At 72.1% G+C, this 23507-nt stretch carries 26 protein-coding genes; 11 read left to right on the plus strand and 15 right to left on the minus strand.

Features of this window, described 5'->3' with window-relative positions:
• Positions 1–30 precede the first annotated feature (30 nt).
• Positions 31–1599, plus strand: a complete 1569-nt coding sequence (locus tag ABIA36_RS11880) for a long-chain fatty acid--CoA ligase (RefSeq protein ID WP_369962595.1) — start codon at positions 31–33, stop codon at positions 1597–1599.
• Positions 1600–1629: 30 nt separating this feature from the next.
• Here ABIA36_RS11880 and ABIA36_RS11885 read toward each other — a convergent pair whose 3' ends face one another.
• Both ABIA36_RS11885 and ABIA36_RS11890 read right to left on the minus strand, forming a co-directional pair.
• Entirely contained in the window at positions 1630–2040 is a 411-nt protein-coding gene (locus tag ABIA36_RS11885) for a hypothetical protein (RefSeq protein ID WP_369962596.1), read from the minus strand.
• 81 nt (positions 2041–2121) lie between these two features.
• Positions 2122–2955 (minus strand): aldo/keto reductase, encoded by an 834-nt coding sequence (locus tag ABIA36_RS11890; RefSeq protein ID WP_369962597.1) that lies wholly within the window; start codon positions 2953–2955, stop codon positions 2122–2124.
• 37 nt (positions 2956–2992) lie between these two features.
• On the opposite strand from ABIA36_RS11890, the gene ABIA36_RS11895 reads away from it, so the two are divergent.
• Positions 2993–4870: a thioredoxin domain-containing protein gene (locus tag ABIA36_RS11895; RefSeq protein WP_369962598.1), complete on the plus strand. Its 1878-nt coding sequence runs from the start codon at positions 2993–2995 to the stop codon at positions 4868–4870.
• A 6-nt stretch (positions 4871–4876) separates the two neighbouring features.
• On the opposite strand, the gene ABIA36_RS11900 is transcribed toward ABIA36_RS11895, so the two are convergent.
• From ABIA36_RS11900 to ABIA36_RS11915, 4 genes are all read right to left on the minus strand, one after another.
• Positions 4877–5491 (minus strand): dihydrofolate reductase family protein, encoded by a 615-nt coding sequence (locus ABIA36_RS11900; protein ID WP_369962599.1) that lies wholly within the window; start codon positions 5489–5491, stop codon positions 4877–4879.
• 13 nt (positions 5492–5504) lie between these two features.
• Positions 5505–5840, minus strand: coding sequence for a hypothetical protein (locus tag ABIA36_RS11905; RefSeq protein ID WP_369962600.1), 336 nt, complete (start codon positions 5838–5840; stop codon positions 5505–5507).
• A 142-nt stretch (positions 5841–5982) separates the two neighbouring features.
• Positions 5983–6873: an aminodeoxychorismate lyase gene (locus ABIA36_RS11910; protein WP_369962602.1), complete on the minus strand. Its 891-nt coding sequence runs from the start codon at positions 6871–6873 to the stop codon at positions 5983–5985.
• Positions 6874–6995: 122 nt separating this feature from the next.
• Positions 6996–7289: an acylphosphatase gene (locus ABIA36_RS11915; protein WP_369962603.1), complete on the minus strand. Its 294-nt coding sequence runs from the start codon at positions 7287–7289 to the stop codon at positions 6996–6998.
• 32 nt (positions 7290–7321) lie between these two features.
• Here ABIA36_RS11915 and ABIA36_RS11920 point away from each other — a divergent pair, with 32 nt between their 5' ends.
• Entirely contained in the window at positions 7322–8830 is a 1509-nt protein-coding gene (locus tag ABIA36_RS11920) for a PqqD family peptide modification chaperone (RefSeq protein ID WP_369962604.1), read from the plus strand.
• A 72-nt stretch (positions 8831–8902) separates the two neighbouring features.
• Here ABIA36_RS11920 and ABIA36_RS11925 read toward each other — a convergent pair whose 3' ends face one another.
• Positions 8903–9391: a metallophosphoesterase gene (locus ABIA36_RS11925; RefSeq protein WP_369963742.1), complete on the minus strand. Its 489-nt coding sequence runs from the start codon at positions 9389–9391 to the stop codon at positions 8903–8905.
• A gap of 60 nt (positions 9392–9451) precedes the next feature.
• On the opposite strand from ABIA36_RS11925, the gene ABIA36_RS11930 reads away from it, so the two are divergent.
• Positions 9452–10483 (plus strand): aldo/keto reductase, encoded by a 1032-nt coding sequence (locus ABIA36_RS11930; RefSeq protein WP_369962606.1) that lies wholly within the window; start codon positions 9452–9454, stop codon positions 10481–10483.
• A 97-nt stretch (positions 10484–10580) separates the two neighbouring features.
• Here the strand turns inward: ABIA36_RS11930 and ABIA36_RS11935 are convergent, their stop codons facing one another.
• A complete protein-coding gene (locus ABIA36_RS11935) occupies positions 10581–11060 on the minus strand; it encodes a hypothetical protein (RefSeq protein ID WP_369962607.1) in 480 nt (159 codons plus the stop codon).
• A 5-nt stretch (positions 11061–11065) separates the two neighbouring features.
• Positions 11066–11659, minus strand: a complete 594-nt coding sequence (locus tag ABIA36_RS11940) for an NADPH-dependent FMN reductase (protein WP_369962608.1) — start codon at positions 11657–11659, stop codon at positions 11066–11068.
• Positions 11660–11833: 174 nt separating this feature from the next.
• Between ABIA36_RS11940 and ABIA36_RS11945 the strand changes: the two genes are divergently transcribed.
• Positions 11834–12127 carry a hypothetical protein gene (locus ABIA36_RS11945; protein ID WP_369962609.1) on the plus strand — a complete coding sequence of 98 codons (294 nt, stop codon included), beginning with the start codon at positions 11834–11836 and terminating at the stop codon, positions 12125–12127.
• Between the two features lie 73 nt (positions 12128–12200).
• The gene (locus tag ABIA36_RS11950) at positions 12201–15173 is read left to right on the plus strand and encodes an AAA family ATPase (RefSeq protein ID WP_369962610.1); all 2973 of its coding nucleotides are present in this window, start codon (positions 12201–12203) and stop codon (positions 15171–15173) included.
• Between the two features lie 4 nt (positions 15174–15177).
• Here ABIA36_RS11950 and ABIA36_RS11955 read toward each other — a convergent pair whose 3' ends face one another.
• Complete coding sequence (locus tag ABIA36_RS11955) at positions 15178–15594, minus strand: TraR/DksA family transcriptional regulator (protein ID WP_369962611.1); 417 nt, start codon at positions 15592–15594, stop codon at positions 15178–15180.
• A gap of 72 nt (positions 15595–15666) precedes the next feature.
• Here ABIA36_RS11955 and ABIA36_RS11960 point away from each other — a divergent pair, with 72 nt between their 5' ends.
• On the plus strand, positions 15667–15957 hold the full coding sequence (locus tag ABIA36_RS11960) for a hypothetical protein (RefSeq protein WP_369962612.1): 291 nt from the start codon (positions 15667–15669) through the stop codon (positions 15955–15957).
• A gap of 9 nt (positions 15958–15966) precedes the next feature.
• Here ABIA36_RS11960 and ABIA36_RS11965 read toward each other — a convergent pair whose 3' ends face one another.
• From ABIA36_RS11965 to ABIA36_RS11980, 4 genes are all read right to left on the minus strand, one after another.
• On the minus strand, positions 15967–16455 hold the full coding sequence (locus tag ABIA36_RS11965; protein ID WP_369962614.1) for a glutathione peroxidase: 489 nt from the start codon (positions 16453–16455) through the stop codon (positions 15967–15969).
• A gap of 77 nt (positions 16456–16532) precedes the next feature.
• Positions 16533–17501, minus strand: coding sequence for a sulfurtransferase (locus ABIA36_RS11970; RefSeq protein ID WP_369962615.1), 969 nt, complete (start codon positions 17499–17501; stop codon positions 16533–16535).
• 153 nt (positions 17502–17654) lie between these two features.
• On the minus strand, positions 17655–19040 hold the full coding sequence (locus tag ABIA36_RS11975) for an L-serine ammonia-lyase (protein ID WP_369962616.1): 1386 nt from the start codon (positions 19038–19040) through the stop codon (positions 17655–17657).
• A gap of 76 nt (positions 19041–19116) precedes the next feature.
• A complete protein-coding gene (locus ABIA36_RS11980; RefSeq protein ID WP_369962617.1) occupies positions 19117–19287 on the minus strand; it encodes a hypothetical protein in 171 nt (56 codons plus the stop codon).
• An 87-nt stretch (positions 19288–19374) separates the two neighbouring features.
• Between ABIA36_RS11980 and ABIA36_RS11985 the strand changes: the two genes are divergently transcribed.
• The 4 genes from ABIA36_RS11985 to ABIA36_RS12000 all read left to right on the plus strand — a co-directional run bounded on the left by ABIA36_RS11985 (position 19375) and on the right by ABIA36_RS12000 (position 22285).
• Positions 19375–19617, plus strand: coding sequence for a helix-turn-helix domain-containing protein (locus tag ABIA36_RS11985; RefSeq protein WP_369962618.1), 243 nt, complete (start codon positions 19375–19377; stop codon positions 19615–19617).
• Positions 19610–20119: a Clp protease N-terminal domain-containing protein gene (locus ABIA36_RS11990; RefSeq protein ID WP_369962619.1), complete on the plus strand. Its 510-nt coding sequence runs from the start codon at positions 19610–19612 to the stop codon at positions 20117–20119. The genes ABIA36_RS11985 and ABIA36_RS11990 overlap by 8 nt, the downstream gene beginning before the upstream one ends.
• Before the next feature lie 313 nt (positions 20120–20432).
• Entirely contained in the window at positions 20433–21470 is a 1038-nt protein-coding gene (locus tag ABIA36_RS11995) for an ATP-binding cassette domain-containing protein (RefSeq protein WP_369962620.1), read from the plus strand.
• Positions 21467–22285 (plus strand): ABC transporter permease, encoded by an 819-nt coding sequence (locus tag ABIA36_RS12000; RefSeq protein WP_369962621.1) that lies wholly within the window; start codon positions 21467–21469, stop codon positions 22283–22285. Before ABIA36_RS11995 ends, ABIA36_RS12000 begins: the two co-directional genes overlap by 4 nt.
• An 87-nt stretch (positions 22286–22372) precedes the next feature.
• On the opposite strand, the gene ABIA36_RS12005 is transcribed toward ABIA36_RS12000, so the two are convergent.
• Complete coding sequence (locus tag ABIA36_RS12005; RefSeq protein WP_369962622.1) at positions 22373–23452, minus strand: acyltransferase family protein; 1080 nt, start codon at positions 23450–23452, stop codon at positions 22373–22375.
• Positions 23453–23507 lie beyond the last annotated feature (55 nt).

The following is a 23507-nucleotide window of genomic DNA, read 5'->3' on the forward strand; positions in this document are numbered from 1 at the left end:
TCACGTCACCGTCGACGAAGGAGCCCCGCCATGCCTCACGGCTACGCCACCATGTCCGTCGCCAGCATCCTGGCCGAGACCGCGCACCGGATGCCCGACAACGTGGCGCTGATCTTCAACGGCCAGGAGATCGCCTACCGCGACCTGTGGAACCAGACCCGCCGCTACGCGGGAGCGCTGCGCGACCTCGGCGTCGGGCCGGGGGACCGGGTGGCGCTGATGATCCCGAACGTGCCGGACTTCCCGCGCGCCTACTACGCGGTGCTTGCCCTCGGCGCGGTGGTCGTCCCCATCCACGCGCTGCTCAAGGCGGCCGAGATCGAGTACGTCCTGCGCGACTCCGGGTCGACGCTGCTGATCTGCGCGGCGCCGCTCCTGGCGGAGGGGGCGAAGGGCGCGGCGCTCGCCGGGGTCGGCACCCTCTCGGTGCTGGTGCCGGATGAGATGGTCGAGCAGCTCCCGTTCCCGCGGCTGGAGGACGCTGCGGCCGACGCCGAGCCGATCGACACGTTCGTGCCGCGCGACCCGGTGGACACCGCGACCATCCTCTACACGAGCGGAACGACCGGCAAGCCGAAGGGCGCGGAGGGCTGCCACTTCGCCCTCGTGGAGCAGGTGAACGTCCTGCTCTCCGGTACTTTCGACTTCTTGCCGACTGACCGCGTGCTCGGCTGCCTCCCGCTCTTCCACACCTTCGGCCAGACCTGCGTGATGAACATGGGCTTCCGCGCCGGGGCGGCCATCGTGCTCGTGCCGAAGTTCGACGGCGCGACCGCACTGCAGCTCCTCAACGCGCACGCCTGCACGATCATGACCGGCGTGCCGACCATGTACATCGCGCTGCTGGAGGCCGCCAAGACCAACCCGGAACGGCCGCCGCTGCGCTACGGCCTGAGCGGCGGGGCCGCCCTCCCCGTGGCCGTCATCGAGCGGATGAAGGAGGTCTACGGCATCGACATCCACGAGGGCTACGGCCTCACCGAGACGTCGCCGGTCGCCTCCTTCAACCACCGCGGCAAGCCGACCAGGGTCGGCACCGTCGGCCAGCCGATCTGGGGCGTGGACGTCGAGATCGCCGACCCCGAGGTGGACGACGCCATCCACCTGCTGCCGCGCGGCGAGCTCGGTGAGATCGTCGTCCGCGGCCACAACCTGATGAAGGGCTACCTCAACCTCCCGGAGGCGAACGCGGAGGCGGTCGTGGACGGCTGGTTCCGCACCGGCGACCTCGGCACGAAGAGCGACGACGACTACATCACAATCGTGGACCGCAAGAAGGACATGATCGTGCGCAACGGCTACAACGTGTACCCGCGCGAGGTTGAGGAGGCGCTGTCGACGCATCCCGCCGTCGCCCTGGTCGCGGTGTTCGGCGTCGCACACGACACGCACGGCCAGGAGATCATGGCGGCTGTCACGCTGATGCCGGGCGCCGAGGCGACGGGCGAGGAGCTGATCGTATTCGCGCAGGAGCGCGTGGCGGCCTACAAGTACCCGCGGCGGGTGGAGATCCTGGAGGTCCTCCCGCTCGGCCCGAGCGGCAAGGTGCTCAAGCGCGAACTGGTCGCCCGCTTCGAGTCGCAGACCCCGGTCGCGTAGGCCGTTGCCGCGCGCATCCCTCGGCGGGGGTTACGGGGCGGTGTCGAGGGTGCGCAGGCGGTAGGAGGAGTTGAGGTAGTACGCGGCCAGCAGCGCGTAGCTGATGCAGGCGACCGCGGGGACGAACGAGTTCTCCGGCTTGCTCGCCAGCGCGCCGACGCACGAGATGAACGCCAGGATCGCGAGCGCGCCGCCCAGCCAGAACCCGGCGGCCGGTCGGCCGGTCGCCCGCCACCAGGGCCGCGGGTCCTCGCGGTTCTCGCCCGCGCCGCGGAACGTGCGGGTGCCGACGATGACGTACGCGACATTGAGGATGGCGACGATCAGCACATCCAGCGACGCGTTGACGAGCCGGTCGATCACGAAGAAGTTCAGCGCCAGGACCAGTCCGAAGACGCCGACGATGTAGATGACCTTCCCCGTGATCGTGGTGATTCTCACCCTGCGAGCCTAGCCGGGAAGGGGCGGGGGTGGAGGACCGGCCTCCGCCCCCGCCGCCACGGCGCCAGGGGTACTCCAGGTTCAGTTGACCTCGTCCGGGTGCGCGCTCACACGCCCTTCGCGCTCCATCGCCGTGATCGCGGCGACCTCGGCGTCGGTCAGCTCGAAGTCGAAGACGTCGAAGTTCTCCGCCATGCGCTCACGGCGGTTCGACTTGGGGAAGACGATGTTGCCGGTCTGCAGGTGCCAGCGGATGACGACCTGCGCGGGGGTCTTGCCGTGCGCCGCCGCCGGGCCGGCGACCTCCGGAGCCTCGAACAGCGGGTACTTGCCCTGGCCGAGCGGTCCCCAGGCCTCGATCTGGATGCCGTGCTCGCGGGAGTACGCGGTCACCTCCGGCTGCTGGTGCGCCGGGTGCAGCTCGATCTGGTTGACGGCCGGCACGATGTCGGTGTTCGCGTGCAGCTTCTCCAGGTGCGGGACGAGGAAGTTGGAGACGCCGATGGCCTTGGTGCGGCCCGTGGCGTAGATCTTCTCCAGCGAGCGCCATGCCTCGACGAAGGTGTCCTTCTGCGGGGTCGGCCAGTGGATGAGGTAGAGGTCCACGTAGTCGAGGCCGAGCTTGGCGAGGGACTCGTCGAAAGCGGCCTCCGCGTCGGTCTGGCGGTCGTTCCAGAGCTTGGTCGTAACGAACAGCTCGTCGCGCGGGATGCCGGAGGAGGCGATCGCGGCGCCCACGCCCTCCTCGTTGCCGTAGATGGCGGCGGTGTCGATGTGGCGGTAGCCGACCTCGAGCGCGTCGGTGACGATGCGCGTCGTCTCGGCCGGGTCGACCTTGAAGACGCCGAAGCCGAGCTGCGGGATGGTGGTGCCGTTGTTCAGGGTGAGAAGCGGGGTATTTGCGTGTGCAACCATGTCCTCCACGATAGCAATGCGGTCGTAGGGTGAGCGCATGACGAACCGGCTGGCGGGCGCGATCAGTCCCTACCTGCGCGCGCATGCGGAGAACCCGGTCGACTGGTTCCCGTGGGGGCCGGAGGCCTTCGCCGAGGCGCGCCGCCGCGACGTGCCGGTCATCGTCTCCATCGGCTACGCGACCTGCCACTGGTGCCATGTGATGGCGCGGGAGAGCTTCAGCGACCCGGCCGTCGCGGCGCTGATGAACGAGCGGTTCGTCTCCATCAAAGTCGACCGGGAGGAGCATCCGGACGTCGACGCCGCCTACCTGTCGGCCGCGAGCGCGTTCACGGAGGGCCTGGGCTGGCCGCTGACCGTCTTCGCGACCTCGTCGGGACGGGCGTTCTTCGCAGGCACCTACTTCCCGCCCGTCGCGACCGGCGGCCGGCCGTCGTTCACGCAGATCCTCGGCGCGGTCGCCGACGCCTGGGCCGAGCGCCGTGCCGAGGTGGAGGCCGACGCCGGCAAGGTGCGGGAGGCGCTCGCCGCGGCCGCCGCGCGAGCCACGACGGTGTCGGAGCTCCCGGACGGCCGCGCCCTCGACGCGGCGGTCGGCGCGCTGGCGGAGACCGAGGACCCGCAGTACGGCGGGTTCGGCGGCGCCCCCAAGTTCCCGGTCGCGCCGGTGCTCGGCTTCCTGCTCGACCGCCCGGCGGCGCGCGAACTCGCGCATCGGACTTTGCGCCGGATGGCGGACTCCCCGCTGCGCGACCCGGTCGACGGCGGCTTCTTCCGCTACGCCACCCGCCGCGACTGGAGCGACCCGCACTACGAGCGGATGCTCTACGACAACGCGCAGCTCCTCGACGCGTACGCCACGGCGTGGGCGCAGACCGGCGAGGAGTGGGCGGCGCGGACGGCCGACGGGGTCGCCGCCTTCCTGCTCGGGGTGCTGCGCCGGCCGGGCGGCGCGTTCGCCTCGGCGCAGGACTCCGAGAGCGTGATCGACGGCGCCCGCGTGGAGGGCGGCTACTACCGCGCGGATCCGGTCGAGCGCGCCCGGCTCGCGCCCCCGGCCATCGACGAGAAGGTGCTCACCGGCTGGAACGGGTTCGCAATCGGCGCGCTGGCCCGCGCGGGCCGCATCCTGGACCGGCCGGCCTGGATCGTCGCGGCGGGGGAGGCGGCACGCTCTGTGCTCGGGACGCACCGCCGGCCCGACGGAACGCTCGCGCGCACGTCGGTCGACGGCGCCGTGTCGGAGGCCGTCGCGACGCTGGAGGACTATGGCGGACTCGCCGGCGGCCTGCTGGAGCTGGCGCTCGCGAGCGGCGACGTGGAGGCTGCGACCACCGCGCGGGAGCTGGTCGACCTGTGCCTGGAGGCGGCCGGAGTTCTCCAGGGACACGACGGCGGCGACTGCCCGTTCGGCGTGCCGGGCGGCGGCGACCCGCTGCTGCAGTCGACCGGCCTCGCGGTGCGCGTCGACCCGTCGGAGGGCGCGTACCCGTCCGGCCTCACCGCAGTGGCCTCCGCCGCGCACACCCTGTTCCTGATGACGGCGAGCCGGCGCTACGAGCGTGCCGCGCGGGAGGCGATGCGCCTCGTCGCAGGCCCGGCGGCGAGCGTGCCGAGCGCGTTCGGCGCGGCGCTGGCCCTGATGTCGCGGCTGGAGGGCGAGCCGCAGCAGCTCGTCGTCGTGAGCGAGCCTGCGGAGGGCGCTGGCGCCGGCGACCCGGAGGGGCTGATCGCGGCCGCCCGCCGGCATCCGGCCGCCCTGGTCGCGCTCGTGGACGCACCGCGGGGCGACGCGCTGGCGGCGGCGGGGTTCGAGCTGTTCGCCGGCCGCGGCACGCGCGACGGCCTCCCGACCGCCTACCTCTGCCGCGACTTCGTCTGCCGGCTCCCGGTCACCTCGCCCGCCGGGCTCTGAGCCGCGTCAGCGCAGCACCCGGTAGGTCAGGTGGGCGACCTCCGGCGTCACGCGCGAGCGCAGCAGCTCCAACTGCAGCGACGGCACCCGGTCGAACACCCGCTCGCCCGCGCCGAGCGTGATCGGCGCCACGTGCAGGCGCAGCTCGTCCACGATCCCGGCCCAGAGCGCCTGGTTCAGCGTCTCGGCACCGCCCGCGATCGCGACATCCGCGTCCCCGGCTGCCGCTCGCGCCCGGTCGGTGGCCGAGTGGATGCCGTCGGTCACGAACTCGAACCGGGTGCCGCCCGCCATCGTCAGCGGCTCGCGCTCGTAGTGCGTCAGCACGAAGACCGGCGCGTGGTACGGCGGCTCCTCGCCCCACCAGCCGCGCCAGTCGCCGAACGTGTCGCCCTCGGCGGGCCACTCGCCGCGCACCGGGCCGAACATGTTGCGGCCCATCACGTAGGCGCCCGCCGCGGTGATGGCGGCGATCTCCTCCGCGTGCGCGTCGGCGTACTCGAACATCCAGGTATGCAGTCGCTCCACCCCGCGCTCGCCGAGCGGGTTCTCCAGCGACTGGTTGGGCCCGGCGGCGAACCCGTCGAGCGAGACGGCGATATCGGCGGTCACGATCCCCATGCCGCCTGGTTTACTACGCGCGCTCGACCTTGTCGAGCATCCCCCAGACCGCTTCGCTCAGTTCGGGGTGCTCCAGGGCGATCCGGCGCAGCACGCCGTACTCGAAGCGCGTGTAGATGTCGCGCCCGGCCGACGGGTGGTGCGCGCGGGACCGCTCCTCGGCGAGGTCGAAGTCCTCGATGGCTCCTGCGCGCAGCGAGATGACCACCTGCTCGTCGACGCTCGGCAGGTCGGGGATGAAATGCCAGGGGTCCTCGCCGGCGCGGCAGCGGTGCTCGATGAGGGCAGCGAGCTCGTCGCGCGCCTGCTGGCGCAGCACTTCGATGCTCCTCGGGACCTGCTCGTCCACGTCGACCTCCTTATCCCCTGGCGGTGGTCCCGGCGTCGGCGCCGGTACGGTGCGTACAGCCTAGGCGGCGCCGGCGTGCACCGCGAATCGGGGTGTAACGGAGAGTCCACGGGCGGCTGAGCACCGCGTGCGCAGTGCGCGCTCAGTGCGTCCGCGACAGCAGATACCGGTTCAGCTCCGCGGTCAGCTCGGCGTCCACCGGGTACTCGCGGCCGTCGAGGTGCGTGATCGGGGCGGCCTGCCGGACGCTGGAGACCAGCCAGAGGGCGTCGGCGGACTCCAGCTCGGCGGCGGTGATCCGCCGGTACTCGGTCGCGTGGCCGCGCTCCTCGAAGAACGCGAAGACCGCGGCCTGCGTGGTGCCGGCGAGGATGCCCTGGTCGGTCTGCGGGGTGCGGACGACGCCGTCGGCGAGCAGGATGACGTTGGAGGTCGGCCCCTCCAGCGCGTAGCCGTCGGAGCTGATGAAGATCACGTCGTCCGCGCCGCGGCGCGCGGCCTCCCGCTGGGCCGCGCGGTTGACGGCGTACGAGAGGGTCTTGGCGCCCGCGAGCAGCCACGGGGAGGTCTCGGCCACGTCGTGCCGCAGGCCGCGGTCGAGCGCGACCACCTTGATGCCGAGGCGCTGCTGGGTGAAGTCCTCGCCCTCGTCGACGAAGATCCAGCCGCTGGGGTACCCGGCGCCTTCGACGCCGCGGGTGTAGATCAGCTTCGCGAACAGCTCGCCGCCGTCGCCGTTGCGCGAGCGGTAGTCCGCGATGCCGGCGAGGACGGCCTCGTGCCAGACGTGCTCGGCCGGCGCCGGGAGGTCGAGGAGCTCTGCGGAGTGCGCGAGCCTCAGGAGGTGCGGGCCGAGCGCCTGCGGGTGCCCGTCAATGACGGCGATGGTCTCGAACACGCCGTCGCCGCGGGTGATGCCGAGGTCGGTGATCCGCACCTGCGCGGCGTCGAAGTCGGCGAGGGCGAAACCGGGGTCGCCGGACGCCGGCTCCCCGGTGGGCACGGTGATGGTCAGCAGCGTTGCGCGGGTCATGTGCCTATTGTGCCCGGGCGCGGGCCAGAAGTCAGGGCTTGCGGGAGTCAGGGCTCGCGGGCGGCAGTGCTTGCGGGCGGCAGTGCTTGCGGGTGTCCGGGGTTCGCGGGCCGGCGCCGCGCTCAGTCCGTCTGCCGGATGCGGAATGCGTCGTCGCCGTCGGGCGCCGCGTCCGACACTCGCACGTCATCGACCGCGCTCCCGGGCGGCCCGGCGCGCAACCAGTCGATCATGCGCTCGACGTCCGCCGCCGCGCCCTCCACCTCGACCTCCACGCTGCCGTCGGAGCGGTTGCGAGCCCAGCCGGCCACGCCGAGCCGGCGTGCCTCCTCGCGGGCGCTCCAGCGGAAGCCGACGCCCTGCACCATCCCGGTCACGACCGCTCGGCGGCGGATCGTCGTCTCCTCGCTGCTCACGCCGCCCATTGTGCTCCTGATTGAATTGCAGCGTGACCTCCACCGCCGCACTCCGCACTGACCTCGCCGCCGCCGGATTCACCGTCGACCGCCTGACCGCCCTCTGGGGCGAGGAGGCCGCCGAGGCCCTGCACCGCGGGCAGCGGGTCCCGGCCGAGCGGGCGCTCGCGCGGCGCGACGCGGATCCACTGGGGACGCTCGCCGCCTTGTTCGTCCTCGGGCGACCGGTCGGCCGGGACGCTGCGGCGGCGGCCCTCCCCACGCTCGGGCTGGACGGTGCGATCGAGCTGGGACTGGTCCACGCGGAAGCGGACGTCATCGCGCCCGCCGTCGACCTCCGCCCTTACGCGTTCGTGGACGCACTCGGCCCCGCGGAGTGGTGGATCGTCTCCGACCTCGGCGAACTGGCGCTCGGCGGCGCGCTCCCCGAAGACCACGTGCTCGGCGTCGGCGGCGCCTCCATGACGCTGAGCGGCCTCATGCTCCAGCGGCCCGTGCGCTCCGCGCTGGACCTCGGGACCGGGTGCGGCATCCAGGCCCTGCACGCCTCCCGGCATGCCGACCGCGTCGTCGCGACCGACATCTCCGAGCGCGCCCTGCGGCTGGCCGCGCTGAACGCCGAGCTCAACGGGGTCGACGGCATCGAGTTCCGGCTCGGGAGCATGTTCGAGCCCGTCGCGGGGGAGGCCTTCGACCACATCGTCTCCAACCCGCCGTTCGTCATCACGCCACGGACGGAGGGCGTGCCCGCCTACGAGTACCGGGACGGCGGGATGGTCGGCGACGGGCTGGTCGCGGCCTTCATCGCCGGCTGCGGCGCGCACCTGAACCCCGGCGGTGTCGCGCAGCTCCTCGGCAACTGGGAGTACCACGACACAGCGGATGCCCTGGAGCGCGTGCGCGGCTGGGTGGACGCCTCGGCCCAGCCGCTCGACGCGTGGGTGATCGAGCGCGACACCGAAGACGCCGCGCAGTACGCCGAGACCTGGATCCGGGACGGCGGCACCCGGGCGGGCACGCCGATGTTCGACACGCTGCTGGGCGCGTGGCTGGACGACTTCGAGGCGCGCGGCGTCCGGGAGGTCGGTTTCGGCTACGTGCTGCTGCGCCGGGCGGAGGGCGTGCCGACGCTGCGCCGGTTCGAGCGCATCCACGGGCCGCTCGGCGACAACGGGGCCGGACTCGGCGTCCACCTCGGGGAGTGCCTGGCCGCGCATGACGCGCAGTCCGCGCTGGACGACGCCGCGTTCGGTGCACTGCAGCTCACCGTCGCGGGGGACGTGACCGAGGAGCGGCACCTGTGGCCGGGCGCCGACTCGCCCACGGCCATCCTGCTGCGCCAGGGCGGCGGGTTCGGCCGCGTGGTCGGGGCCGACACCGGCCTGGCGGCGCTGGTCGGCGCGTGCGACGGCGACCTGAGCGTCGCGGCGATCGTCGGGGCCCTCGCCCAGATCTTCGAGGTGGACGAGGACGCCCTGCGCGCCGACCTCCTCCCCACCGTCCGCGCCCTCCTCACCGACGGCCTCCTTCACCTCCCCTGACAACCCGTCGAGTACGCGAATAATCAGGCCGAAACCGTCGAGTACGCAGATTATTCGCGTACTCGACGGGTGCTAGCGCGGGGGGAGGGGGACGAGGCGGACGTCGGTGAGGGCGCCGTCCGCGACGGTCGCGGTGAGGTACGTGCACGCGGGCTGGCGGCGGCGGTCGGTGGGGGAGCCCGAGTTCAGCAGGCGCAGACCGCCGGGCGACACGGTGTCCCAGGGGATGTGCGAGTGCCCGAACACCAGCACGTCCGTGTCGGGGAAGTCGCGCTCGCAGCGCTCCTCGCGTCCCTTCGCCGGGCCGGTCTCGTGGACCATCGCGAACCGCAGGCCGTCCAGCTCGAACCGCGCGACCTCCGGCAGCCGGCGGCGCAACCCGGGGCCGTCGTTGTTGCCCCACACCCCGATCAGCCGCCGCGACCGCTCCTCCAGGACGTCGAGCGTCGCCTCGTCCACCCAGTCGCCGGCGTGCAGGACGACGTCGGCGGCCTCCACCTCGGCCAGCACCTGCGGTGGCAGCGCCTTCGCACGGGCGGGGATGTGCGTGTCGGAGATCATCAGCAGCTTCACGTTGGCAAACGGTAGGCGATCCAGCCCGGCAAGGATAGCGTCGAGGGCATGGACCTCAGGACCCTCGGAAACAGCGGCACTATCGTGTCCGCCTTCGCCCTCGGCACGATGACGTTCGGCGCGGAGGCCGACGAATCGACCTCCCACGCCATCCTCGATCGGTACGTCGACGCCGGTGGCACCCTCATCGACACGGCCGACGTGTACAGCGCCGGCGCGTCGGAGTCGATCATCGGACGCTGGCTGGCCCGCAACCACGGCGCGCGCGACCGGCTGGTCGTCGCGACGAAAGCGCGCTTCCCGATGGGGGAGGGCTCCAACGACCTCGGCCTGTCCCGCACGCACCTGCGGAAGGCGCTGGACGACTCGCTGCGCCGCCTCGGCGTCGACCAGATCGACCTCTACCAGATGCACGCCTGGGACGCCCTGACGCCGCTGGAGGAGACCTTGCGCTTCCTCGACGACGCGGTGACGGCGGGCAAGATCGGCTACTACGGCTTCTCCAACTACCTCGGTTGGCAGCTCACCAAGGCCGTCGCGGTCGCGGACGGCTACGGCTTCGTGGCGCCGGTCACCCTGCAGCCCCAGTACAGCCTCCTGGTCCGCGGCATCGAGCACGAGATCGTCCCGGCCGCGCTGGACTCCGGGATCGGCCTGCTGCCCTGGTCGCCGCTGGCCGGCGGCTGGCTGAGCGGCAAGTACCGCCGCGACGAGGCGCCCACCGGCGCGACCCGGCTGGGCGAGAACCCGAAGCGCGGCATGGAGGCCTTCGACGCCCGCAACGCCGACCCGCGCACCTGGGAGGTCATCGACGCGGTGCAGACGGTCGCGGAGGAGACCGGCGCGAGCATGTCGCAGGTGGCGCTCGCCTGGCTGGTCGACCGTCCCGCGGTGTCGAGCGTGATCCTCGGCGCCCGCACGATCGAGCAGCTCGACGACAACCTGGCGGCGGCCGACCTGGAACTCAGCGACGAGCAGCGCTCCCGGCTGGACGAGGTGAGCACGCCGCGCACCGAGGTCTATCCGTACGGTCCGCAGGCCGTCGCGCAGCGGCACCGCAAGCGCGAAGGCGGCCGCTGACCCCTCCGGGCAGCACAGCAAGGTCGTAACACAGCGGGGTCGCAACACGCCGTCACCACCACGTGGTAGCGGCGTGTTGCGACCCCCTCTGCGATGCTCACGCGCGGAGCGGGGCCGTCTCGGACACGAGCGCCACGGCCGCCCGCTCCACCGCGGCCGGCGGGAGGCTGAGGCCGAGCACGACATCCGTGGTGCGGGGGAGCGGGGCGGTGGCCGCCCCCTCGCTCCCGGTCGCGGGCGGCGCTCCGTCCGCCGCCGCCATCCCGAGCGCCGCCATCCCGAGCAGGGACACCCGCAACTCCACCACGCCGCCCGGCACGCGCCGGCCCGCGAGGGAGAGCCCCGGCGACGCGAACGTCAGCGTCGTCCACTCGTCCGCTCCCAGCGTGAGGTCGCCGGGGAGCCCGGCCAGCCACGCGCCGAGTTCCGCGGCCTCGTCGAGGCTCAGCAGCGGCCCGGCCAGCAGCCACCGCCGGTCGCCGTCGGTCGCGACGGCCTCCAGGATGAGCAGGTCGCCGTCGCGCGACAGCGGGCGGAGCGCCAGGCTCCGCGATGCCGCGTCGTCCGAGAGGAGCACGCCCGTCACCGCGGGGCCGGCACGACCGTCAGCACCCGCTCGATGTACTCGAAGAACGACACCATGAAGCCGCGCAGGAAGGCCTCCGTCGACTCGTTCGTGACGCTCCCGTCGTCCTCGATCAGGCCGGGCGTGAGCTGGATGTAGGCCTCCGGGGCGTTCATCTGCGGCGCCTGCAGGAAGCTCAGCATGCTGCGAAGCTGCTGCTGCGCGACCGCCGTGCCGATCGGCCCGGGGGAGGCGCCGATGACGGCCGTGGCCTTGCGGGCGATCACGTTCTCCCCGTACGGCCGGCTCGCCCAGTCGAGCGCGTTCTTCAGCGCGCCGGGGACGGAGCGGTTGTACTCGGGCGTGATGAACAGCAGCGCCTGCTGGGCGGCGATGGACGCCTTGAAGTCACGGGCGACCTGGGGGAAGTCCCCGTCGTAGTCGCGGCTGTAGAGGGGGAGGTCCCCGATCCCGACCTCGGTGAAGACCAGCTCCTGCGGCGCCAGTTTCAAGAGCGCCTTCGAGAGCCTGCGGTTGATGGAGCCTGTCGAGATGCTGCCGACGATGTAGCCGACCCGGTACGGCGGTTGGAGCTCATTGACCTGTGCCATGCCGCCAGCTTGCCCCCGGCCTCGCGCGGTGTCGAGTACCGCGTCTAGGCATCCCGCTTCCGCATCTGAGACCTGCGGACGCCGGAATAGGGCATCTTCCCGATGTGGGAGGGGGTCCTTAGCGACGAATCTGAGGTCATCGAAAGAAAAGCAGTGGAGCGAAGGGTGTGAATCATGATGCTGTCCGACGAGTTCGTGGCCTCGCGGGTGTACGCGGGGGACGTCCAGCGGGCCGAGCACGAGCGGGAGCTGCTGCGTCGGCTCCGCGAGGAGCGCGCCGAGCGCCGGGCGGAGCGGGCGGCCGGGCGCCGAGTGCGGCGCGTGCCGGGGGCGGTCCCGGAGGCGATCCCGCAGGCGACCCCGGAGGCCGTCGCGGCGCCGGTCGCGGCGACGCCGGCGGCCGGGCTCGAGCCGGTCGGGGAGACCACCCGGAACGAGCGGAAGGAGCTCGCTCACGCCGGCCGCTGACCGAGGTTCTGCCCTGGGCGAAGCAGGGCGGACAGGGGGTTCGGATGTCGGTGGTCCGTGGCACGATGAGGCCATGCGATCACCGGCGTCCAGCCCCACGATGATCGGGCGCGAGTCCGATCTCGAGGCGCTGCGGGACGAGCTCGGCGCCGTCCGTCGCGAGGGCGGTCTGCGCGCCGTCGTGATCGGTGGCGAGGCCGGGATCGGCAAGTCCCGGCTGCTCGCCGAGTTCCTGGCGGAGGCCGAGGACTCGGCCACGGTGTTGCTCGGCCGGTGCGTCGACCTCGGCAACGAGGGCGCTCCGTACGCGCCGTTCGCCGCGATCCTGCGCCGGCTCATCGAGCTGCGCGGGCTCGACGCGGTGCTGGAGGCCGCTGGCCACGGCGCGGGGGTGCTTCCCGTCCTGCTGCCGGAGCTGGCCGACGACTCCGCGGTGCCGGCGCGCACCGGGGCCGAGCGGCTCTACGAGCTGGTCACGGTGCTTTTCGAGACGCTCTCGGCCGACCGTCCGCTCGTCCTGGCCGTGGAGGACCTCCACTGGGCCGACATGGCGACCCTCGAACTGCTGCGCTTCATCGTCCGGATGGCCGAGCGCGGGCACATCCTCGTCCTGCTGAGCTACCGCACCGACGAGATCACGCGCGGCCACCCGTTGCGGGCCTACCTCGCCGAACTGGAGCGCACCCGCCGCGTCACGCGCTGGGAGCTGTCCCGGCTCGGACGAGCCCAGGTGGAGGCGCTGATCGCCCGGCTGCTCGGCTGCGAGCCGGACGCCGCGACGGTCGACCGCGTCTACGAGATGAGCGAAGGCGTCCCGTTCTTCGTCGAAGAGCTGATCGGCATCGACGGCCTCATGACCGGCGAAGACCTGCCAGAGACACTGCGCGAGCTGTTGCTCGCCCGGTTCGAGAAGCTCAGCGATCCGGCCCAGCGGCTGCTGCGGCTGGTGTCGGCCGGCGGGGTCTGCGTCGACCACGAGCTGCTCAGCGCGGTCTACGACGGCACGGCCGACCAGCTCGACGCGGCGGCGCGGGAGGCCGTGGTCGCCAACGTCCTGGTCGCCGACTCCACCGAGTACACCTTCCGGCACGCGCTCGTGCGCGAGGCCATCCACGCCGACCTGCTGCCCGGTGAGCGCAGCCGGTTCCACATGCGGTTCGCGGAGGCGCTGGACGCCAGCCCGCAGCGCTCGGCCGCCCAGCTCTCCACGCACTGGCTCGCCGCGCACGACCTGCGGCGCGCCTTCATCGCGTCGCTGGAGGCCCTGAGCGAGGCGCGGATGTCGTACGCCTACGCGACGGCCGCGGCGATGGGGGACCGCGCTCTGGACCTGTGGGACAGCGTGCCCGACGCCGACGAGCTGAGCGCGTCGTGGCTGAAGGGCGGGGGCCGCACGGAGCTGCTGGCGCGCACCGCCTCGGCGCTGCGCAACGCGGGCGACAACGAGCGCGCTCTTGCCCTGGTGAACATCGCACTCGAGACGGCCGACGCCCTGCCGCCCGCCCGGCGTGCGCGACTGCTGCGCGACAAGGCGCAGTACGTCCAGAACCTCAACCGGCCGGGTATCCAGGAGCTGTTGCAGAGCGCGCTCGCCGAGGTCCCGCCCGGCATGCTGGCGGAGGACGACGGCCTCCGCCTGCAACTCCTCGCCGAGCTGGCCGCCCGGTACATGCTCGCGGCCCGGTTCGACGACGCGGTCACCGTCGCGACGCAGGCCATCGAGGAGGCGGGCGACGGATGGCCGGCCCTCCGGTCGGTGGCGCACAACATCCTCGGCAGCTCCCTGGTGTCCCAGGGCTCGGTGGAGCGCGGACTGGCGGAGCTGGACGAGGCGGGCCGGCTTGCCGAGCACGACTCCGCGGCCGAGCTGCGCTACGCCGTCAACGCCTCCGACGCGATGAACAACCTCGGCCACTATGCCGACGCGGTGCGGCTCGCCGAGGCCGGCGTCCGCGAGGCTCGCGCGCGCGGCATCGAGCGCTCCACCGGCGTCATCCTCTCCTCCAACACCGTCGAGCCGCTGCTGGCGCTCGGCGAGCTCGACCGGGCTGAGGCACTGCTCGAACCGGCGCTCGCCCTCGACCCGCCGCCGACCTTCCGTGCGCACCTGCAGCGGATGAAGCTGTGGATCACGCTGTGGCGCGGCGACGTCGAGACGACGGAGACGCTCCTGCGCCGCTGGCACGCCGGCCTCCGCACGCTCGGCGACATGGAGATGCAGTCCGAGCTCGGCGTCGCCCGGCTGGCCGCGGAGATCGCGATCGCCCGCGGCGACGCGTTCGACGCCTGGGAGCACACCGCTCCGGTGCGCGCGTCCACCCACCGGCCGTTGCCCGCCTACGACCTCCCCGTACTCGCGGCGGCCGCCCGCGCGCTGGCGGACGTGGCGTTCCGGTCTGCGCTGGAGCGCGCCGAGCGCGACACTCCGGTCGATGTGGCCGTGGAGGCCGCCCGGCTGGACGCGGCCCTCGCCGCCATCCAGGCCTGGCCGACCGCTGTCGTCTGGGGTCCGGTGATCCGCGCCGAACTCGCGACCGCGCTCGCCGCGTCGAGCGAAGAGACGGGATCGGAAGCGTCCGCCGCCGACCGCTTCGAGGACGCCCGCGCGGCCTGGGAGGCCGCCGTCGAGGCCACCGCGTCGCCGCTCGCGCCCGCGCACCTGCACCCGTATGCCCTCGTCCGCGCCGCGCGGGTCGCCCGCGCCGCGGGGGACCGCACTGCCGCCGAGCGCCTGGCCGCCGCCGGCCGGGACGAGGCCAAGCGTTCAGGCTTCGGACTCGTAGCCGACGCCGCTGCGGCGCTCATGTCGTCCCGAGGCGTGCGCGCGGGCGGAGGCCCGGCCGCGCTCGGTCCCGGCGCCCCGCTCACGGAACGCGAGGAGCAGGTCCTCGCCCTCATCGAGCAGGGCCTGAGCAACAAGCAGATCGGCGAGGTGCTCTTCATCTCGGCGAAGACCGCGAGCGTCCACGTCTCGAGCATCCTCCGCAAGGTCGGCGCCGCCAGCCGCACGGAGGCGGTCTACCGCGCATCGCGGACCGCCCGCTGACGCGCTACCGCTCGGCCGCCACCGCGCAGACGATGCACAGCTCCGTCGTCGGCCGGGCCTCCAGCCGTGGTACGCCGATCGCCCGCCCGCACGACACACAGGTGCCGTAGCGTCCCCGCCGGATGCGCTCGCGTGCCGCGTCGACGGCCGCGATGTCCGCCGCGATCTCGCCGCGGAGGGCATGCAGTCTGCTCCACTCGGAGCTCAGCGTCGGGCCCTCCGGGTCGTGCTCGTCGTCGGCGGTCGACTCCGACCGCGACGACAGCAGCGACCCCAGTGTCTCCGCGAGTCGCTGTGCTTCCGCGACGTCGCCCTGGCGTCGCGCCTCCAGCATCTTGTCGAAGCCCTCCAGCTCGTCGACGGTCAGTCCGACGTCCTGGATGATGTTGAGCTCTCGTGTGTCCGGTGATTCGGTGTGCATCCGCGCACCCCCTTCCGATTCCCCGCCGGTCAGCGTACGCCGGGGTTCTGGTATCCGACGTAGGCTCGGCGCGTGCCTTCGTTTCGTGTGATCATTCCGGTCGGCCGCCTGCGGCCCGACGTGGCCCCGACCGACATCGAGCCGGCGGCCGCGGCGGCGGTGGCCGAGCTGACGACCGTCGAGGCGACGAGCGTCGACGTCGTCAGCCGGGAGGCGCGGATCACCGTGCGTTTCACCGCGGACGGCGTCGACGACGCGGAGCGCGTCGCCGAGCACGCGGTGGCCGTCGTGGGCTCGCTCGCGGACGCGGGCGACTGGCGGCTCACCGAGCGGGTCGGCGGCCGGTGGTTCCGCAGGGCGTGAGCGCGCGGCTCACACCGCCGCAGGCAGCGACGCCTCGATGAGTCCGACGATCCGCGGGTCGTCCGGCTCCATCTGCGGGCGGAACCGGTGCACCGCGCCCTCCGGCGTGATGACGAACTTCTCGAAGTTCCACTTCACCTTGCCGGCCTTGCCGTCGGCGTCCGGGTGCGTGGTCAGCTCGTCGTAGAGCGGGTGGGCGTTGCGGCCGTTAAGCCGCACCTTCTCCATCATCGGGAACGTGACGCCCCAGGTGGTCGAGCAGTACTCCTTGATGGCCTCAGTCGAGCTGAGCTCCTGGAGGAACTGGTTGCTCGGGAAGCCGATCACGGTGAAACCGCGGTCGCCGTAGGTCTCCTGCAGCTTCTCCAGCTTCTCGTACTGGGGGCTGAGGCCGCAGCGGGAGGCGACGTTGACGACGAGGATGACCTTGCCCGAGTAGGCGGCGAGGCTGGTCGGAGCTCCATCGATGGTGTGGAACGGGATATCCATCAGGGTCATGCCTTCGAGCCTACGTCCCGATACGGAGCTGTATGCGCGGTTGCGGCGAAAACCCAGGAATGCTGGCGCCGGCCCCGTCACACGCTCGCCAGCGGCGCCTCCGGATCGGATACCCACTCGTTCAGCGACCCGTCGTACACGGTCACGTCGTCCCGACCGAGCAGCGCCAGGGCGAGGGCGTCGGCCGCCGCCGCGATCCCGCCGCCGCAGTACGCGACGATCGGGTCGGGGGAGGCGAGCACGTCCGAGAAGAGGGCGCGCAGGCCCGCGGCGGGCAGGAACGCGTTGCTCTCCCGGTCCACCAGCCGCACGGCCGGCGCGCTCACGCTGCCCGGGATGTGCCGGGCGGCGAAGTCCTTGGGTGGGGTGCCGCAGACGAGCGTCCCCGGCCGGTCGCCGGCGAGGAGGGCCTCGACGTCGCCGCGGTCGCTCCAGAACCCCGGCAGCTCCCCCGCGACGAAACCGCCGGACGGCCCGGGCGCCACCGTGCCCGACTCGAGCGGTCGGCCCTCCTCCCGCCACTTCGTCACGCCGCCGTCGAGCACCGCGACGCGGTCGTGGCCGAACGAGCGGAACAGCCACCACAGCCGGGAAGCCCACTGCCCGACAGCGCCGTCGTAGACGACCACCGTGGTGTCGGCGTCCACGCCCAGCTCCGTCGCCGCCGCTGCGAACGCGTCGGCGTCCGGGCGCGTGAACGGGAACGGCGCGGCCGGGTCGCTGAACCGCTCGAGCAGGTCGGCGAACACCGCACCGGGGATGTGGCCCTCGCCGTGCCGTGCGACACCGCTCACGTACTCTGTGCGCCCGTCCGCGCCGCTGGCCACGACGACCGAGGCGTCGATGACGACGAGCCCGTCCGACCCGAGGTGATCGCAGAGCCACTGCGTCGACACCAGTGGCCCGGCGAGCGCGGCACCGACCGCCGCGGCCCGTACGTCGCCTCCGCCGGTCGCTCCCGCGTCGTCGAGGTCACCGCGGAGCTCGGCGAGGCTCGCGGGATCGGGGACGGTCTGCTCGCCGGAACGCGCGGTCGTGAAAGTCATGCGCACCACGCTAACGGGGGCCTCCGACGTCGCCTACAGGACGCGCAACCGTGCGTAATGCGGGGGGTCAGGCTGAGCGGGGGCTGTGCTTCCCGGTGACGTCGCCTACGGGACGTGCGACCGTGCGTAACGCGGGGTCGGCGACGCATCCCCTCAGCACTCGATGACGTTGACGGCGAGGCCGCCCTCGCTGGTCTCCTTGTACTTGGTCGACATGTCGAGCCCGGTCTGGCGCATCGTCTCGATCACCGTGTCCAGCGACACCAGGTGCGAGCCGTCGCCGTGCAGGGCCAGCCGGGCGGCGGAGACGGCGGTGGAGGAGGCGATCGCGTTGCGCTCGATGCAGGGGATCTGCACGAGGCCGCCGACCGGGTCGCAGGTGAGACCGAGGTGATGCTCCATCGCGATCTCGGCCGCGTTCTCGACCTGGGTCGGGGTGCCGCCCAGCACTGCGCAGAGCGCGCCCGCGGCCATCGCGCAGGCCGAGCCGACCTCCGCCTGGCAGCCGCCCTCGGCGCCCGAGATGGACGCGTTCGCCTTGAACAGCGAGCCGATCGCGGTCGCGGTGAGGAGGTACTTGCGGATACCGTCGAGCGTCGCACCCGGCACGAACCGCAGGTAGTAGTGGGCGACCGCCGGCACGATCCCGGCGGCGCCATTCGTCGGCGCGGTGACGACGCGGCCTCCCGAGGCGTTCTCCTCGTTCACGGCCAGCGCGAAGGCGTGCAGCCATTCCAGCGAGGTGGCGCGTCCCGGGTCGTCCTGGACGCTCTCCAGGTGCTCGCGCATCGCGGCGGCGCGGCGCTTGACGCCGAGTCCGCCCGGGAGGGTGCCGTCGCCGGCGAGGCCGCGTGCGACGCACTCGGCCATGGCCTCCCAGATCAGGTCGAGGCGTGCGTCGGTGGCGTCCTCGCCGTGCAGGGCCACCTCGTTGCGCCGGGCGACCTCGCAGATCGGGATGTCGAGCCGCGCGCAGATCGCGAGCAGCTCCGCGGCCGAGTCGTAGGGCAGCGGATGGGCCGAACGCGCGGCGAGCTCCGCCTCTTCGCCGTCGCGCCGGATGAAGCCGCCGCCGATCGAGTAGTAGGTCTCCTCCAACAGGGGGAGCGGCTGGCGCGTGCCGTCGGCGCTGCTGCCCCACGCGCGCAGGGTGAGCGCGTTGGGGTGACCGGGGAGGCGGGTGCGCGGCTCGAAGTCGATGTCGTCCTTGCTGAGCGGGATGTCGCGCACGCCCGCGAGCCGCAGCGTCGCGCCGTCGCCGATCCCGGACCATGCTCCGCGGACGTCGTCGGGGTGGCAGTTCTCCGGCTCGTTGCCGCGGAGGCCTGCGACGACGGCATCGGGTGTGCCGTGCCCGATCCCCGTCGAGCCGAGGGAGCCGTAGAGCGTGCAGGTGACCTGGTCGACGTGGTCGACGAGTCCGTCCGCAACGAGGCGGTCGGCGAACGCCTTGGCCGCCCGCAGGGGTCCGACGGTGTGCGAGCTCGAGGGACCGATGCCGATCGAGAACAGGTCGAAGGCGGAGACGTACGCTGTCACTTCTCCAGTGTACGTCGCCGATTGTGCCGTATTCCCGCGTGAACGTGCGCATTGGCGCAGAAATCCCGCGCGGAACTCAGGTTTCGCGAACCTTCACCCGGGCGTCACCCGGTGGACACCAGAGGGTGTCCAGGCCGCCCTCCAGGGACCTGTACTCGATGAGGAACTGACCGCCTTCGTCCGGTCCCTCCACCACGACGCCCGGGCGGTCCCCGAGCCAGACGGTCGTTCCGACGCCGATGTCCATGCGGGTCACACTACGCTCGCGTCGCTCCGGCGCGGGAGCGGAGCAACTTAAGTTGACAAATTCAATTAAGCAACTAAAGTTGCTCCCATGAACCCTCCCACCACGGCTCCGGACCCGCTCGGCGGGGTCGCCGACGGTCTCGCCGCCGTCGTCGCCCTCCGTGAGCTCGCCGACCGGCTCGAAGACGCGGAGGTCGAGCACGCCCTCCGCGACGGCTGGAGCTGGACGCAGATCGCCGACGCGCTCGGCGTCACCCGTCAGGCCGTGCACAAGAAGCACCTGCGCCGCGTCGCCGCCGCAGGCGTAGCCCTGAGGAGACGAAATGTCTGACATCCCTCCCGGAACCGCCAACAACGCCCCGGGCCAGCCGCTCTCCAAGGCCCTGCGCTCGGTCGTGACGGCCTCGGTCACCGAAGCCCAGCGCCGAAACGCGACCCTCGTGGAAGCCGAGCACCTGCTGCTCGCGCTCTCCCGCGACGGCAGCGGCACGATCCGCGACGTGCTCGCCTCGGCCGGGCTCGACCCTGCCGGCCTGGAGGCCGCCCTGCTCGCCGAACGCGAGGCCAGCCTCCGCGTCGCCGGCGTCACGCCTCCCCGGGAGGAGCGGCTGGTCGCATCGCCACGCGTCGCCCGCCCCCGCTGGGGCGCATCCGCCAAAGAGGCACTCACCCGCGCCCACCGCGTCGCGTCCGCGCACCGCCGCCAGCGCTCCGCCGAGGCCGACCTCGTCACCGCGATCTTCGGTCTCGAGCTCGGCACCGTCCCGCGGGCGCTGACTCTGGCGGGGGTGGACCGGCCCGCGGTCGTCGCGGCGCTCCGTGGCACGACCTGAGCGGGAGCCGAACTCCCGTACTCGTCGCGACCCCACGACTCGCACTCGCCACCACTCTCATTTCCCCCGCCCCACGACTCCCAGTCGCCACGACTCTCATTTGGCCCACCCCACGACTCCCACTCGCCACCACTCTCATTTCCCCGCCCCCACGACCCCCACTCGCCACCCCTCTCATCTCCCCGACCCCCGCTTCTCCCGAGCTCTTACAACGGTTCCACGCGCCTGTAAGCGTCGCGTAAGCGCGCGGTAAGCGCTGTGCAAGCGCCTCCCGCGACCATCGAGTCATCCACCTCACCTGGAAAGGACCACCATGACTCGCAGCACCGAGTGGGCCGTCGAGGCCCACGGGCTCGTCAAGGTCTTCGGCGACAACCGGGCGGTCGACGGCGTCGACCTGAACGTCCGCGCCGGCACCGTCTACGGCGTCCTCGGCCCCAACGGCGCCGGGAAGACCACCACCATCTCCATGCTCGCCACCCTGCTCCGCCCGGACGGCGGCGACGCCTTCGTCTTCGGCCACGACATCCGCAGTGAGCAGCAGATCGTCCGGCAGCTCCTCGGCGTGACCGCGCAGTTCGCCTCCGTCGACGAGACGCTCTCCGCCAACGAGAACCTGATGATCTTCGCCCGCCTGCTCGGTCTCAGCGGCCGGGAGGCGAAGGCCAAGACCACCGAGCTGCTCGAGGAGTTCGGCCTGTCCGACGCGGCCAAGCGCCCCCTGAAGAAGTTCTCCGGCGGCATGCGCCGGCGCCTCGACCTCGCGGCCAGCCTCATCGCGCAGCCGCCGCTGATCTTCCTCGACGAGCCGACCACGGGCCTCGACCCGCGGACCCGCGCCCAGATGTGGGACACCATCCGCCGCCTGGTCGCCACCGGGTCCACCGTGCTGCTGACCACGCAGTACCTGGACGAGGCCGACCAGCTCGCCGACCGCATCGCCGTCATCGACCACGGCCGCGTCGTCGCCGAGGGCACCGCCGACGAGCTCAAGGCGTCGGTGGGGGAGTCCTCCCTGCAGCTCCGCCTGGCCGACCCGGCCGACATCGAGGACGCGCGCCGCGCCATCGCCGGCGTGCTGGGCGTGGAGGCCGTCGTCTCGCCGGAGGGATCGCGGCTCACCGCGCCCATGCGCGACGCCGACGCCGTCACCGACCTGTTCGTCACGTTCCGCGAGGCCGGGATCCACCTCCAGGAGATGTCGGTGCAGAAGCCGACCCTCGACGAGGTGTTCCTCACGCTGACCGGTCACGGGGTCGAGGAGGAGAAGGACACGGACGAGGAGTCCGCTGAGACCGACGAGGCCGCCACCTCAGAAGGAGCCGCCACAGCAGAAGGAGTGCGGGCATGACCGCCATCGCCACCATCACCCCGCCGTCCGAGCGGAACCTCAAGAACCACGTCAGCCTCCGCCAGACCCTGGCCAACACGATCACGATGGCCCACCGCGGCCTCCTGAAGATCAAGCGGACCCCGGAGCAGCTCTTCGACGTGACCCTGCAGCCGATCATCTTCACGATCATGTTCGCGCTGCTGTTCGGCGGCGCGATCACCGGCAGCGTGTCCGGCTATCTGCCCTACCTCATCCCCGGCATCCTCGCCCAGACGGTCATCACCACCTCGGTCGTGACCGGCGTCCAGCTCCGCGAGGACATGGACAAGGGCGTCTTCGACCGCTTCAAGTCCATGCCGATCGCGCGTATCGCTCCACTGTCCGGCGCGTTGCTCGCGGACACGCTGCGCTACGCGATCGCGACCACCATCACCTTTGTCACCGGCTTCTTCATGGGCTACCGGCCGGCGGCGGGCCTGGGCTTCGTCGTCCTCGCCGGCCTGCTCGTCATCGTGTGCGCGTGGGCGATCAGCTGGATCTTCGCCTTCTTCGGGGTGATCGCGCGCACGGCGGGATCGGTGCAGGGCATCTCGTTCCTGGTGCTGTTCCCCCTGACGTTCTTCTCGAACGCGTTCGTGCCGGTGAAGACGCTGCCGGATTGGCTGCAGACGTTCGTCAACATCAACCCGGTCTCGCATCTGGTGACGGCGGTCCGCGACCTCGCCAACAACGGCACCTTCGGCGTCGACGGGTGGCTCGCGCTCCTCGGCGCCGGCGTGATCGTCGCGATCTTCGCCCCGCTCACCGTGCGGGCGTACATGCGGAAGGCATAGCCTTCGTCGCCGGACAGCGGCCGTCGCATCCCGTGGAGGGGTGCGGCGGCCGCTTCGTGCGCCGCTGCGGCCGCGGTGCCTCGTCGGCTAGACCCGTGCCTCGTCGGACTCGGGTGCCGGCTCGGGCGTGGACCGGCTGCGGAGCCACGACGGCACGGAGATGTTCTTGAGCCGAAGCGCCCTCGACTCCACCAGATACCAGGACGCCGTGGCCAGGCCCGCCGTCACCACCAGGACGATCGACAGGTACAGCGGGAGGCCGAGGGCGTTCAGTCCGAAGAAGGAGGCGAGCTGGAGCACCGGCCAGCCGTAGACGTAGAGCCCATACGAGAGGTCCCGCTTGACGCCGACAGCGGTGAAGGGGAGCCGCGCACCGGCCCAGATGATGACATAGGCGAACGCGAGGACGCCGATCTGGCGGAAGCCGGCGGTCGCGTAGGTCACACCGGCGACCAGGAGGCAGGCGCCGAAGAGCCACCACGACAGCCGGCGCGAGAGCAGCACGTCGCGCCAGAGGTAGATCAGCGAGCCCAGCAGGAAGCAGACGGTGAGCGTGGGCTGGCGGGGCTCGGTCATCCCGAGGAGGTTGAACAGCACGATCTGCTGCCACACCCAGGCCGCGACGAAGAGCACCGTCACGACCCGCCGGTTGAGCACGCGCATCGCCGCAAGGGCCAGGATGATCAGGTAGCAGGCGAACTCGTACGTCAACGTGTAGAGCGGGCCGTCCCAGAGCGTCGCATAGGGGTTCGAGGCGAGCGTGTCGCCGATCTGCTGCTGGTTGTTCGCCAGCAGGAAGTTGTTGACGACGAAACCGATCGGATTCGGCGTCGCCCAGGGGTATTCAGTGAGCCCGTGGGACGCGTGCCAGACGATCGGCGCGAAGACCAGCACGATGAGCAGGAGGGCAACCCAATACGCCGGCATGATCCGAAGCAGGCGGTGCCACAGGAAGCGGCCGGAGGACAGGCGCTCGCCGCTTCGGGTGATGAGGAAGCCGGAGAGCGCGAAGAAGCCCTCGACCGCCAAGAACCCGAGGTTGTTCGACGTGCGTCCCGGGTCCGGACCGAAACCGCCGAGCGGCCACGCGTGCGACACGATGACAGTGGTCGCCATCGCAAGGCGCATGAAGCCGATGCTGTTCCGGCGGGGATCGAAAATGGTCACGGTGGACGATTCTCGCACATGGCGTGAGGCGTCCGAGTATCGCGCCCGTGTCGCC

It is taken from the genome of Leifsonia sp. EB34 (assembly GCF_041260585.1).
In the GTDB taxonomy this organism is placed as follows: Bacteria; Actinomycetota; Actinomycetes; order Actinomycetales; family Microbacteriaceae; genus Leifsonia.

What these genes read in the sequence shown, in the direction of transcription:
- ABIA36_RS11880 (WP_369962595.1), top strand. Translation starts at nt 31, where the DNA reads ATGCCTCACGGCTACGCCACCATGTCCGTCGCCAGCATCCTGGCCGAG.
- ABIA36_RS11890 (WP_369962597.1), bottom strand. Translation starts at nt 2,955, where the DNA reads ATGGTTGCACACGCAAATACCCCGCTTCTCACCCTGAACAACGGCACC.
- ABIA36_RS11895 (WP_369962598.1), top strand. Translation starts at nt 2,993, where the DNA reads ATGACGAACCGGCTGGCGGGCGCGATCAGTCCCTACCTGCGCGCGCAT.
- ABIA36_RS11900 (WP_369962599.1), bottom strand. Translation starts at nt 5,491, where the DNA reads ATGGGGATCGTGACCGCCGATATCGCCGTCTCGCTCGACGGGTTCGCC.
- ABIA36_RS11910 (WP_369962602.1), bottom strand. Translation starts at nt 6,873, where the DNA reads ATGACCCGCGCAACGCTGCTGACCATCACCGTGCCCACCGGGGAGCCG.
- ABIA36_RS11925 (WP_369963742.1), bottom strand. Translation starts at nt 9,391, where the DNA reads ATGATCTCCGACACGCACATCCCCGCCCGTGCGAAGGCGCTGCCACCG.
- ABIA36_RS11930 (WP_369962606.1), top strand. Translation starts at nt 9,452, where the DNA reads ATGGACCTCAGGACCCTCGGAAACAGCGGCACTATCGTGTCCGCCTTC.
- ABIA36_RS11940 (WP_369962608.1), bottom strand. Translation starts at nt 11,659, where the DNA reads ATGGCACAGGTCAATGAGCTCCAACCGCCGTACCGGGTCGGCTACATC.
- ABIA36_RS11945 (WP_369962609.1), top strand. Translation starts at nt 11,834, where the DNA reads ATGATGCTGTCCGACGAGTTCGTGGCCTCGCGGGTGTACGCGGGGGAC.
- ABIA36_RS11950 (WP_369962610.1), top strand. Translation starts at nt 12,201, where the DNA reads ATGCGATCACCGGCGTCCAGCCCCACGATGATCGGGCGCGAGTCCGAT.
- ABIA36_RS11955 (WP_369962611.1), bottom strand. Translation starts at nt 15,594, where the DNA reads ATGCACACCGAATCACCGGACACACGAGAGCTCAACATCATCCAGGAC.
- ABIA36_RS11965 (WP_369962614.1), bottom strand. Translation starts at nt 16,455, where the DNA reads ATGACCCTGATGGATATCCCGTTCCACACCATCGATGGAGCTCCGACC.
- ABIA36_RS11970 (WP_369962615.1), bottom strand. Translation starts at nt 17,501, where the DNA reads ATGACTTTCACGACCGCGCGTTCCGGCGAGCAGACCGTCCCCGATCCC.
- ABIA36_RS11980 (WP_369962617.1), bottom strand. Translation starts at nt 19,287, where the DNA reads ATGGACATCGGCGTCGGAACGACCGTCTGGCTCGGGGACCGCCCGGGC.
- ABIA36_RS11985 (WP_369962618.1), top strand. Translation starts at nt 19,375, where the DNA reads ATGAACCCTCCCACCACGGCTCCGGACCCGCTCGGCGGGGTCGCCGAC.
- ABIA36_RS11990 (WP_369962619.1), top strand. Translation starts at nt 19,610, where the DNA reads ATGTCTGACATCCCTCCCGGAACCGCCAACAACGCCCCGGGCCAGCCG.
- ABIA36_RS11995 (WP_369962620.1), top strand. Translation starts at nt 20,433, where the DNA reads ATGACTCGCAGCACCGAGTGGGCCGTCGAGGCCCACGGGCTCGTCAAG.
- ABIA36_RS12000 (WP_369962621.1), top strand. Translation starts at nt 21,467, where the DNA reads ATGACCGCCATCGCCACCATCACCCCGCCGTCCGAGCGGAACCTCAAG.